Source organism: Bacillus sp. ABP14, from assembly GCF_001831375.1.
Classification (GTDB): domain Bacteria; phylum Bacillota; class Bacilli; order Bacillales; family Bacillaceae_G; genus Bacillus_A; species Bacillus_A paranthracis.
Genome location: NZ_CP017016.1, coordinates 1,222,649 through 1,233,641, shown reverse-complemented (window position 1 = coordinate 1,233,641; position 10,993 = coordinate 1,222,649). Strand labels below are relative to the sequence as shown.

14 protein-coding genes are annotated in these 10,993 nt (G+C 36.1%); 2 read left to right on the top strand and 12 right to left on the bottom strand.

The window, feature by feature from the left end:
- Positions 1–548 precede the first annotated feature (548 nt).
- The 12 genes from BGI23_RS06430 to BGI23_RS06375 form a co-directional block, all read right to left on the bottom strand.
- On the bottom strand, positions 549–737 hold the full coding sequence (locus BGI23_RS06430; RefSeq protein WP_070805530.1) for a hypothetical protein: 189 nt from the start codon (positions 735–737) through the stop codon (positions 549–551).
- Positions 738–777: 40 nt separating this feature from the next.
- Positions 778–1,026, bottom strand: coding sequence for a DUF4176 domain-containing protein (locus BGI23_RS06425; protein WP_000771624.1), 249 nt, complete (start codon positions 1,024–1,026; stop codon positions 778–780).
- Positions 1,027–1,221, bottom strand: a complete 195-nt coding sequence (locus tag BGI23_RS06420) for a hypothetical protein (RefSeq protein WP_000476178.1) — start codon at positions 1,219–1,221, stop codon at positions 1,027–1,029.
- A 4-nt stretch (positions 1,222–1,225) separates the two neighbouring features.
- A complete protein-coding gene (locus tag BGI23_RS06415) occupies positions 1,226–2,125 on the bottom strand; it encodes a WXG100 family type VII secretion target (RefSeq protein ID WP_003266526.1) in 900 nt (299 codons plus the stop codon).
- A 426-nt stretch (positions 2,126–2,551) separates the two neighbouring features.
- Positions 2,552–2,731: a hypothetical protein gene (locus BGI23_RS06410; protein WP_000869915.1), complete on the bottom strand. Its 180-nt coding sequence runs from the start codon at positions 2,729–2,731 to the stop codon at positions 2,552–2,554.
- Between the two features lie 133 nt (positions 2,732–2,864).
- A complete protein-coding gene (locus tag BGI23_RS06405; protein WP_001169483.1) occupies positions 2,865–3,461 on the bottom strand; it encodes a hypothetical protein in 597 nt (198 codons plus the stop codon).
- A gap of 158 nt (positions 3,462–3,619) precedes the next feature.
- Positions 3,620–4,165 (bottom strand): hypothetical protein, encoded by a 546-nt coding sequence (locus BGI23_RS06400; protein ID WP_070805529.1) that lies wholly within the window; start codon positions 4,163–4,165, stop codon positions 3,620–3,622.
- A gap of 81 nt (positions 4,166–4,246) precedes the next feature.
- Entirely contained in the window at positions 4,247–4,516 is a 270-nt protein-coding gene (locus BGI23_RS06395) for a hypothetical protein (protein ID WP_070805528.1), read from the bottom strand.
- Between the two features lie 18 nt (positions 4,517–4,534).
- Entirely contained in the window at positions 4,535–4,894 is a 360-nt protein-coding gene (locus BGI23_RS06390; protein WP_070805527.1) for a hypothetical protein, read from the bottom strand.
- Positions 4,895–5,028: 134 nt separating this feature from the next.
- Positions 5,029–5,211: a DUF3976 domain-containing protein gene (locus BGI23_RS06385; RefSeq protein WP_001178301.1), complete on the bottom strand. Its 183-nt coding sequence runs from the start codon at positions 5,209–5,211 to the stop codon at positions 5,029–5,031.
- Positions 5,212–5,239: 28 nt separating this feature from the next.
- Positions 5,240–5,617 carry a hypothetical protein gene (locus tag BGI23_RS06380; protein WP_048553869.1) on the bottom strand — a complete coding sequence of 126 codons (378 nt, stop codon included), beginning with the start codon at positions 5,615–5,617 and terminating at the stop codon, positions 5,240–5,242.
- 2 nt (positions 5,618–5,619) lie between these two features.
- Complete coding sequence (locus tag BGI23_RS06375) at positions 5,620–5,829, bottom strand: helix-turn-helix transcriptional regulator (protein ID WP_000428510.1); 210 nt, start codon at positions 5,827–5,829, stop codon at positions 5,620–5,622.
- 825 nt (positions 5,830–6,654) lie between these two features.
- Between BGI23_RS06375 and odhA the strand changes: the two genes are divergently transcribed.
- Together odhA and odhB are read left to right on the top strand one after the other, a co-directional pair.
- Positions 6,655–9,522 carry a 2-oxoglutarate dehydrogenase E1 component gene (odhA, locus tag BGI23_RS06370; protein ID WP_070805526.1) on the top strand — a complete coding sequence of 956 codons (2,868 nt, stop codon included), beginning with the start codon at positions 6,655–6,657 and terminating at the stop codon, positions 9,520–9,522.
- A 133-nt stretch (positions 9,523–9,655) separates the two neighbouring features.
- Positions 9,656–10,915 (top strand): 2-oxoglutarate dehydrogenase complex dihydrolipoyllysine-residue succinyltransferase, encoded by a 1,260-nt coding sequence (odhB, locus tag BGI23_RS06365; protein WP_000569915.1) that lies wholly within the window; start codon positions 9,656–9,658, stop codon positions 10,913–10,915.
- The last annotated feature ends 78 nt before the right edge of the window (positions 10,916–10,993 follow it).

Here is a 10,993-nt window from a genome sequence, read left to right as displayed (position 1 = left end):
AATTAAAAATGTATTTCTTAACAGAATTCCCTTAGTATAAGCCTCTCTAGGACACTATAGGCTATAATAGAAAATCATTGACTATATCTTGACAGGGTGGAGGTCGTGAGTTCGAGCCTCTCCGGGGTCATAAAACCTAATAGTATCACGGCTTGAGAGGATATTCTCAAAAGCTAAAACTGTGGAGGCCTCCATCAGACACCAAAAGTTAACAGAGGACTACTTCTAGTCAGCAAACTAGCTGGCTAGAAGTAGTCCTCTGTTTGTTTCCATAAAGCTGAGAAAGGACTGAAAAGAAAATGCTACTTAAGTTTGTATAGTAATTAAAATTATAGTTTTTACACTTGTTGAAATCAGTAAGATAGCTCTTAAGACTACTGTTTCTTTAACTCAGATCCCTCTCCCCCTCAGATATCCTAATTTAACGATACTCTACTTAATAATTCTATACAAAAATAAAGCAAGGATTTCTCCCTGCTTCTGTTAGCTTCTTTTATTGAAAAGAATAGCCACCAATATTCTTATCTGCCAGTCTATACAATTTATATCTATTTTGCCCTCTTCTTTTTTCGATTTCTTAATATTACCTCTAACACTACTACTGCGATGAATCCTACAGTTAGTTGTAAACCTGTAAACAGAAGTTTAACATTTAGAGGAATGTCAGGTGCACTCCACAGCAACGCTGGAGGAATAAGGATGCCAATGATTACAATGATTCTCATTATCTTCCCCATTTTGTTTCTCCTATCATATCTTTAAGATTTACGTTTCTTTTTACAATTCTACTAATTTCTCACGTAGAACTAATTCACTCTCAGTCATATACCCTCTATGCATTTCCTCTACAATTTTATCATGATTAAAACATAATACTTTTTCATCACCTAGATAGCCTACTGGATAAGGAACACCCACATAATCAAAATCACGTTTATCTGCTGATACAACCATTCTTCCAATGATCATAACAAATTGTTCTATCTCTTCTAGCTTAACTACTGTTCCGATTGGTAAAAGTTTCATCTATTTATTCCCCTTTTTATATATTTTTTGATAAACGCGTTCAATAAGCACTGAGGACCCCATAGCTATTACACCAAATAAAAGTATTACAAGTACATTTATTATTTTTGTATTAATGTCTGCAGGTACCATAAAACTTGCAATGATTGTTACTATTGTACCAATTATAATAATAACCTTTCCTTGTTTGAACATTAAATTACTCCTTTTTCTCTTTGCTAAACTTGAAGGAAAACCCACCACCGTAACCATTTGGTGTAGTAACATACCCCCCTGTTTCTTTCCCTATATTAAATTTATAACCATATGAACCGACTGCGTATTCTCCTTTTAAGGTTACGTCATATGCACCTAAAATTGGAATAAAGTCAGGAATATCTATTTTACTTAATTCCAATTCGTACGAATGAAGCGCTACTGCATATTCATTCTTCCAAGAATATTCATCAACCCCAACTATATAAGAACCTGTTGCGAATTTTTGAGTTGTTTTCAAGTTCTCCCCAACTCCTATTGGAGAATCTGTTTGAATAGAGGCTTCTAATCCAGTTACTTCAGTTTTTATTCCAATAGTCTTCCCTTCCATCACATCATCCTTAATAGAATTAAGGGCAAAAGGAAGGTTGACCTCTGAAGATCCACCTATTGCTTTAAAAGCAAGTTCATTACCTTTCGCAAATTTATATTGCCCTTCAACTAAACTACCATTTACTTCAAAACCAAACCTTTTACCCTCTTGAAGTTTAGCTTCCCCATTAAAAAAATTAGTTTCACCATCTAAAACAGGCTTCCCCAAATAAGCAGATGCCATCGCAATAGCAACATCCATGTTATCTACTTGTTCAAATTTATTAGCAGAATCAAGAAGAAACTTCTCAAGTGGCTCTAATATGGTTATAAATTGTGCCATTTTAAATGATGAATCACGGAAATCCGTATTAAATTTCATATAGGTTGAGCCCAACCAATTACTAGAAATCATATCAATATCTCGTTTTAGTCGCTCCTGTGTTGCAGTTGCATTCGTGATAGTTGATCTAATAGTCCATGCTACTTTTCGCAACTGTTCAGGAGTAACTTTTATATCCCCCATAACCATTCCCCTTTTAAATATTTATATAGGATATTTTACCATAGGAAATTCATTTTACAGAATAATTTTTTATACTCTTAAAAATCTGAAAACTCCTTACCCCTAGCCTTATCTTTCTAGGTAAAACTAAAGAGGTAGCTTTGGATTGCTACCTCACGAGACACAACCGTCCAGTGTAATCTGCTGGAGGAATCTCAATTCAGCATCCTCCTCAGCTCTACCTGCTCGGTATTCTATCTCACATACCTCAGTAACGTTAACCCCATCGAGGTAGACTAACTTATCAAACAGATTACTAAACATGTGTAACACATCATTTTTAACTTGCTGGATATCTTTCTCATGTGTTACCTCTCTATAGTGTGCTTGTTTGTGTATTTCCCCTCAGGTTTAAACTTATAATCGACAGCTATTTTAATATATTTGTTCATATTAGTTTCCTCTCTTTCTATCCATCTCTTTTATTTTGTTGTGTGGCTTAAAAGCTTCTCTTTTATATTCCATCTCACTAACCTCCTTAATAGTTACATCTAGCACTTTGCCCCCTGAGGTGTACTTACCAACTGTTTCCTGTATAGTATCTCTATGGAACGGAGCTACAACAACTTTCATCCCTTATCATCTACTATAATCATGAAAGATTGTTGATGGAGATCCTGAGTTCGAGCCTCTCCAGGGTCATAAAAAAAGAGAAACCATATCAACCTTCTACGTGATATGGTTTCTCTTTTTTTATCTAAGTCAATTACTTCCCATCAAACATCTTCTTCAACGACTTCGCATTAGCAAACAATACTTCTTTCAAGTTATCATCTGCAACGATTTTATAGTCGCCATCTTTGTTTTTCTTTAAGTTCAATGTAACTTTGCGAGTTGCCATGATTGCATCTTTATCTGATAAATGTTTGATGATCGCTGATGTCATTGTTTTTTCGATTGCTTTTTCAGATTGTTCTTTGTCTTCGCTAAATGCGCTAGCAAAGGCCATTGGCATAACTTCTCCCACTGCTTTTGTTACAGCAACGGATAGATCAGCAGATGTAATTTCCACTTGCACTTCTGCTTTGTCATCCTTTTTCGATACTTCTTCTAGCTTTTCAAATTTAAAGTTTTTTGTAATTGCACTTAGCATTGCTTTTGCCTCAGCATCATCTGTTTTTTCATTTAGTTTGTTAAATTCCTTGTCACTCTCAACAAATGTACGAGCCTTTTCTATATCACCTTTTTGTATCGCTGTTAAAAATTCTTCTGTAGTATCTTTTGGATTTGCACACCCTGCTAAAACACCTACTGTTAATCCTACTACCATCATTAACAGTAATAGTTTCTTTATCTTTTGCATGCTCATTCTCCTCTTATCTTTTCTAGTAAGTCAGCATTATATAATAGTATGAAACTGACATTACAAACATTTTTTAGTATAGCATTTATATGATTTATTTTCTATTCATTCCCAAAATATTAAGAGCCTTGCAGCTTTCCTACAAGGCCCCTCTTCTATCAATCCGTATCCGTAGCACAGATGAACCACATTTTCTGCTCCTTACTATCTAACACCATCCAAGTAACATCCCACGCAACATCATAAAACCAATCTGTCCAAGGGTGATAGCTTTCAAATACTTTAATATCTTCGTATCGATCTTGGAACATATATTGACATAGATTAACTGCTAATTGTTTTGCGATAGCTGGTCGTTCCTTAAATGTTTCATATGCTCCGCCCGACAAAATTTGAGCGGCAATGCTACCATCAAGCATGACTGCCCATTGCTCTTTAAAATGAAACTTATATTTTTCTGACGTATGTATTTTTAACTCTTCTAAGCTATTGATTATGTCTAAAGAGTTACAGATTCTTCTAAAGAAGTGCTCGTGTCCATCTTTCCAATATGGTATTTCTTTGAAAAAATTTTCGTTATGTACTTTAAAACAGCTTATAACCGCTCCACCATTTACATTTTGTTCCTTGAATGTATGTATGAGTTGCTCAACAGATGAGTCATTCGTTTCTATTTTTTCAAACGTTCCTGCTTTCCATCTCATAACGCCCACTACTCTCTATTAAAAATTTGTTTCTTCATTATAAATAGCAAAATAAAAACCAGCAACTTTAAAATTGCTGGCTTATCTCTTATTCATATTCGAAAAAACAATCACAATTGCCCCAAGCACATAATGCCCCGACACCAGCCACACGCCCCAATCAAAAATCATAAGTGACAACCAAAGCGATATATTAATAGCAGCAAATAATACGTATAAAATGAAGTCTCTCTTTTGTAGTGCTTCTCTATTCCTCAAAATATAAATGGCGCCGATTGGTGGAAGAATGAAGCAAAGGAAAAAAACAAACATTTTTCTTAACGACCATGGATATGAAGTTACTGTCTGCATATGAATCTCCTTTTCACTTTATAGTACCTTTAACATCGGTCTTACTACTCTATATTCGTCACTATAAGGCTCCTTTATGATTAAAGGTGAGTGAGAATGTTTTTCTTCTTCTATCATTGTAAATACTTCTGTTTTTTCCTGTACTATGTTGGATTCACTATTTTTAATAGGTTTTTCACTTGTTTCAATTTTCTTTGTTACTTCTCCTAGCCTTTGCCCGACTTCTTCTGCTTTGGCAGGTTCATGCGTTACGTAGTATTCCTGTCCCTCCCATACTAACATAGGTGGCACTTGTTCTCGTTTGTTACATATTATATAAGTAGTACTAGCTACAAGTAGTAGACATGTTAATAAAAAGAAGATAGTTTTTTTATTCATATACTATTCTCCCTATCCATCATTTTATTAAATTATATAATATCCATTATATGTGGTAAATGGATTTAATGGGAATTTTCGGATTTTAAACTATAAAGAAAAACCTTACTCAAGTAAGGTTACATTTTTACATTCTATAGTGACCGATTTATTAAAACGATCATGACGATAATCGCTATAAACATAACAACTAAACAGCCGATCATTTTATAAAAGCCTCTTTTCGTTAACGTCCCACCTTGCACGTCTTTACGAATAAATAAGAATACGGCTAAAAATAATACAAGCCCAATGCCAAAAGCATACATCATTTGCATATATTAATCTTCCTTTCTCTCTTCCATCTTAATATCTTTTTGCCAAAACAACAAATGAGATAAAGACGGTACTCATTGTAAGTGCCATAAGTATATTCAATAGTTCAGTAGCAGATAGTGTAAGTATTTTTAAGTTTAAGCCGAAAGAGAAAAGAAGATAATATGCCGTTAGCGCAAAAAAGCTGAAGAACATTCCTTTATAACGAATAAGTTTCATTCGCTCATCTTTTTCTTTAAATTGTGGGTGTAAATAACTTAAGCAAAAACACATAATCATCATACCAAGTAATGGATAAGTTGCTTCTGGCGGTGCGGAATGCGTCATTATACCTGTTAATATCATAAATCCACTCATGAATAGAAAAATAATTCCCATGATAACGAAGTACTTTTGTGAATAGTTCATCTTTATTCCTCCCCTTCTTTTCCTTCATAAATAAATACATGTTCTATCGTTGTCTGAAATGTTTTCGCGATTTCAAATGCTAACGGAAGTGACGGATCGTATTTTCCCTTTTCAATTGAAATGATGGTTTGTCTGGAAACGCCAAGTTTCTCAGCCAATTTTTCTTGAGATAGTCCAAATTTTTTTCGGTATTCGACCATTTTATTTTCCAAGGAAATTTCTCCCTCCTTCCTTATAACGAGTATATACGTAAAGGAAACTTTACGTCAAGTTTCCTTTACATCCGTTTTGTTTATTTTTCGTTCTATTTATATAGAAGAAACTTTTTAATTTCAGCACGTCTATTTTGAAACAAAATACGGAACACTGTAACTAACAGTTACTATATCTCCTCCTCTCTTTTTTTAAAATTTAATATCTCCATATTTGTTTTATCCTTTTAAAATATTTCATTTATCCCTTTATTCGGCGAAATGTGTTATTGGTTTTACGGTGTTTTTCGTCATATTTATAGAAACTAACTGTTTATAAAGCATTTTTTATGTTTAGCAACTTTTTTTGTAGAAATCCTTCACTTTCCTTTCAATATTTAACACTATCTAAATAAAGTTTACGATAAATTCATAATTTTTTATTTTTTATACTATATTCCGTTATATTGTTGTATAATATCAATGAAAGCGCTTATTATTTCAATATACATAATTCGAACTCATTTTTATCAAAACATTCTAACTATTATACTTATATTTACATGCAACAATTTTAGTTATTCGTATAGGTATACCAAATATATCCACCCTATTTTTCTGTAAAATTACTTTATAACATGAAAGATTAACTTGGGTGATAAGTTATTGTGAATGTTTTTTTACAAAACAGATAAGTAATAGTGTTTGGTATTATGTAAATTATTGTAATAACATAAGAGTAAAGAAAAACATTTACATTGATTATTGGTTCATCAATTATTGAAAAGAGCAAAATGCACCTTTTTGTATGGAAAAAGGATTATATGCATTGGGAGGTTTAAACAAATGACGAGGAAGAATACAACGACAAACCCTTGGGCCAAGTTCCACGGTCCGAACCTTGGTTATGTTATTGAACAGTATGATCTTTACGTAACTGGAGCAGGTTCTGTTGATCCGGAATTACAAGAGCTTTTTGAAATTTTTGGAGCTCCTTCGTTTCAAGGTGATGTCGTAACAGGGGACAACACAGCAACACATTTTTCTCCTCAAAACACAGGGAACATTGAAAAAATTCTTAAAGTCGTTCAGCTTGTTGAACAGATTCGTTCTTTCGGGCATACGTTGGCTCACATCAATCCGATGGAAGATGCTGCAAATGGACAATCTCTTCTTGAGAAAGCAATGAACGAACTGAGCGACGCTGATTTGAAAGCGATTCCAGCAAAAACAGTATGGCAAGATGCACCAGAAGGTATTCACACTGCACTTGATGTAATTCATAGATTAAAAGAAGTGTATACACAAACTTTAGCTTATGAATTTTCTCATATACAAGATAGTGAAGAACGCGCGTGGTTGCATCAAATGGTGGAATCAAATTCATTGCGTCAACCACTATCAAATCAAAAACGAACTGCTCTTTTAAAACGTTTAACAGCTGTTGAAGGTTTCGAGCAATTCTTGCATAAAACATTCGTTGGGCAAAAGCGTTTCTCTATCGAGGGCGTTGATATGCTTGTACCCGTTCTAGATGAAATTGTGCTAGAAGGTGCTAAAAACGGCGTAGAAGATGTCATGATTGGTATGGCTCACCGCGGTCGCCTAAGCGTACTTGCACACGTATTAGAAAAACCATATAGTCACATGTTTGCTGAGTTCAAACATGCAAAAATAGAAGGCGCAGTAGCAAACTCTGGTTGGACTGGCGACGTAAAATACCATTTAGGTAGAGAACAAGTCGTTAGTAACGAAGAAGTTAGTACTCGCGTTACATTAGCAAATAACCCAAGTCACCTTGAGTTCGTGAATCCTGTTGTAGAAGGTTTCGCACGTGCGGCTCAAGAAAATCGTAAAAAATCTGGTCTTCCAGAACAAGATACTTCAAAATCATTCGTAATTTTAGTTCACGGTGATGCTGCATTCCCTGGTCAAGGTATTGTATCTGAGACACTCAACTTAAGCAGATTGAATGCATATCAAACAGGCGGAACAATTCATGTTATCGCAAACAATGCAGTCGGTTTTACGACTGATAGCTATGATTCTCGTTCTACGAAATATTCAAGTGACCTTGCAAAAGGTTTCGATATTCCGATTGTTCACGTGAACGCTGATGATCCGGAAGCTTGTCTTGCTGCTGCTAATCTTGCGATTCAATATCGCATGTTGTTCAAAAAAGATTTCTTAATCGATTTAATTGGTTACCGCCGCTACGGTCATAACGAAATGGATGATCCAGCAGTTACACAACCACAAGTGTACAAAAAGATTAAAAATCACCCAACTGTAAGAGCAATTTATGCAGATCAATTACAAGCTGCTGGTGTTCTAAATGCAGATGAAATTGAAACAATTACACAGTTTACGCAAGAGCAATTAAAATCTGACTATGCACAAGTACCGCCAGCTGATACGAGCGATGCAACAATTCACGTTAAAGTGCCAGATGTTGTTGCAAAGGGCATTCAGTCAATTGATACTGGTGTTGAGCTTGATTCACTTCGTGCAATTAATGAAGGTCTGCTATCTTGGCCAGAAGGCTTTAACGTATATCCGAAAGTGAAGAAAATTCTTGAGCGCCGTAAAGACGCTCTTGAAGAGAACGGTAAAATTGAATGGGCACTTGCTGAATCATTAGCATTCGCTTCTATTTTACAAGAAGGTACACCAATTCGTTTAACTGGTCAAGATTCACAGCGTGGTACATTCGCGCATCGTCACATCGTATTACACGATACTGATACAAATGAAACATATTCACCATTACATCGCTTACCAAACATCAACGCTTCATTCTCTGTTCATAACAGTCCGTTATCAGAAGCTGCTGTTGTTGGTTACGAGTATGGTTATAACGTATTCGCTCCAGAAACGCTTGTTATGTGGGAAGCGCAATATGGTGACTTCTCAAATACTGCGCAAGCATTATTTGATCAATATGTTTCAGCTGGAAGAGCAAAATGGGGTCAAAAATCTGGTTTAGTTCTTCTATTACCACACGGTTATGAAGGTCAAGGGCCAGAGCACTCTAGTGCGCGTCCTGAACGTTTCTTACAGTTAGCTGCTGAGAACAACTGGACAGTTGCAAACTTAACGAGCGCGGCACAATATTTCCATATCCTGCGTCGTCAAGCATCTATCTTAGGAACAGAAGCTGTTCGACCATTAGTATTGATGACGCCGAAAAGTTTATTACGTCACCCACTTACGCTTTCAACTGCTAGTCAGTTAAGCGAAGGACGTTTCCAACCTGCTTTAGAACAAGAAAACCTTGGCATGAAACCAAACAAAGTAAAACGTCTTGTTTTAAGTACAGGTAAAATGGCGATTGACTTAGCAGCAGAAATCGAGTCTGGTAAGCATGAGTACAACTTAGATGAAATTCATATCGTTCGTATTGAACAGTTGTACCCATTCCCTGCTGAGAAAGTTCAATCTATTATTAAACGCTTTAAAAACTTAGAAGAAATTATTTGGGTTCAAGAAGAGCCTCGTAATATGGGCGCATGGCATTACATGGCTCCAATTCTGTTCGAACTAGCTGGAGATAAAGTGAAAACAGGTTATATTGGACGCCCAGATCGCTCTAGCCCATCTGGCGGCGATCCATTCGCTCACAAAGCTGAGCAAGAACTAATTGTTTCACACGCTTTAGATGTGAAGTATAACTTCCGTCAAGATAAACTAGAAATTGAAGTTTTCAGCAACTAAAAAGTAACAATGAAGATTTCTAGCTTGTTCCTTGGGCAGATATTCTGCCCAAGGTCAGGCTAACAAATGGAGATTACCGAAGACAAAAGAAGAAAAAACACACCGTTAGGCAAATAAGGGGAGGACATTTAAAATGATCGAAATTAAAGTACCTGAGCTTGCAGAATCTATTACTGAAGGAACTATCTCACAATGGCTTATCAACGTAGGCGACAAAGTTGAGAAAGGTGGCAGCGTTGTTGAGCTTGAAACTGATAAAGTCAATGTAGAAATCATTGCAGAAGATTCAGGTATTGTATCGAAGTTACTAGGCGAACCTGGGGATACAGTTGAAGTTGGCGCAACTATCGCAATTTTAGACGCAAACGGAGCACCAGTTGCAGTAAGTACGCCTGCACCGTTGGCTGAGCAACCAAAACAAGAAACAGCTGAAGCACCAAAAGCTGCGGCACCAAGTGCTGAACAAACTGCAACTTTACAAGGTTTACCAAATACAAACCGTCCTATCGCATCACCAGCTGCTAGAAAAATGGCTCGTGAATTAGGAATCGACTTAAACGACGTACGTAGCACAGATCCACTTGGACGTGTGAGACCACACGATGTACAAGCTCATGCTGCAGCACCAAAAGAAGCACCAGCTGCTCCAAAAAGTCCAGCTCCTGCTCCAGTTGCAAAAACTGAATTCGAAAAACCAGTTGAGCGCGTGAAAATGTCCCGCCGCCGTCAAACAATTGCAAAACGTCTTGTAGAAGTTCAACAAACATCTGCAATGTTAACAACATTTAACGAAGTTGATATGACTGCAATCATGGAATTACGTAAAGAGCGTAAAGATGCTTTCGAGAAAAAACATGATGTACGTCTTGGTTTCATGTCATTCTTCACAAAAGCAGTTGTTGCAGCATTAAAACAATTCCCATTATTAAATGCTGAAATTCAAGGCGACGAGCTTATCATTAAAAAATTCTATGATATCGGTATTGCAGTAGCAGCTCCAGATGGATTAGTTGTTCCAGTTGTACGCGATGCGAACCAATTAAACTTCGCTGAAATTGAAAGCGAAATTCGTGAATTAGGTAAAAAAGCACGTGATAACAAACTTTCACTAAAAGAACTACAAGGTGGTACATTTACAATTACAAACGGTGGTGTGTTCGGTTCTCTAATGTCAACACCGATCCTAAACAGCCCACAAGTTGGTATTTTAGGAATGCACAAAATCCAAGTACGTCCAGTTGCAATCGATAACGAACGTATGGAAAACCGCCCAATGATGTACATCGCTTTATCTTACGATCACCGTATTGTTGATGGTAAAGAAGCAGTTAGCTTCCTTGTTGCTGTTAAAGATATGCTTGAAGATCCAAAATCATTATTATTAGAAGGTTGATGGATTCATAATCTATTACAGGCTGTAGAATATATCATTCTACAGCTTTTTTTATTGCATTCATACGGGACAAATCGC

What these genes read in the sequence shown, in the direction of transcription:
- BGI23_RS06430 (WP_070805530.1), bottom strand. Translation starts at nt 737, where the DNA reads ATGGGGAAGATAATGAGAATCATTGTAATCATTGGCATCCTTATTCCT.
- BGI23_RS06425 (WP_000771624.1), bottom strand. Translation starts at nt 1,026, where the DNA reads ATGAAACTTTTACCAATCGGAACAGTAGTTAAGCTAGAAGAGATAGAA.
- BGI23_RS06420 (WP_000476178.1), bottom strand. Translation starts at nt 1,221, where the DNA reads ATGTTCAAACAAGGAAAGGTTATTATTATAATTGGTACAATAGTAACA.
- BGI23_RS06415 (WP_003266526.1), bottom strand. Translation starts at nt 2,125, where the DNA reads ATGGTTATGGGGGATATAAAAGTTACTCCTGAACAGTTGCGAAAAGTA.
- BGI23_RS06410 (WP_000869915.1), bottom strand. Translation starts at nt 2,731, where the DNA reads ATGAAAGTTGTTGTAGCTCCGTTCCATAGAGATACTATACAGGAAACA.
- BGI23_RS06405 (WP_001169483.1), bottom strand. Translation starts at nt 3,461, where the DNA reads ATGCAAAAGATAAAGAAACTATTACTGTTAATGATGGTAGTAGGATTA.
- BGI23_RS06400 (WP_070805529.1), bottom strand. Translation starts at nt 4,165, where the DNA reads ATGAGATGGAAAGCAGGAACGTTTGAAAAAATAGAAACGAATGACTCA.
- BGI23_RS06395 (WP_070805528.1), bottom strand. Translation starts at nt 4,516, where the DNA reads ATGCAGACAGTAACTTCATATCCATGGTCGTTAAGAAAAATGTTTGTT.
- BGI23_RS06390 (WP_070805527.1), bottom strand. Translation starts at nt 4,894, where the DNA reads ATGAATAAAAAAACTATCTTCTTTTTATTAACATGTCTACTACTTGTA.
- BGI23_RS06385 (WP_001178301.1), bottom strand. Translation starts at nt 5,211, where the DNA reads ATGCAAATGATGTATGCTTTTGGCATTGGGCTTGTATTATTTTTAGCC.
- BGI23_RS06380 (WP_048553869.1), bottom strand. Translation starts at nt 5,617, where the DNA reads ATGAACTATTCACAAAAGTACTTCGTTATCATGGGAATTATTTTTCTA.
- odhA (WP_070805526.1), top strand. Translation starts at nt 6,655, where the DNA reads ATGACGAGGAAGAATACAACGACAAACCCTTGGGCCAAGTTCCACGGT.
- odhB (WP_000569915.1), top strand. Translation starts at nt 9,656, where the DNA reads ATGATCGAAATTAAAGTACCTGAGCTTGCAGAATCTATTACTGAAGGA.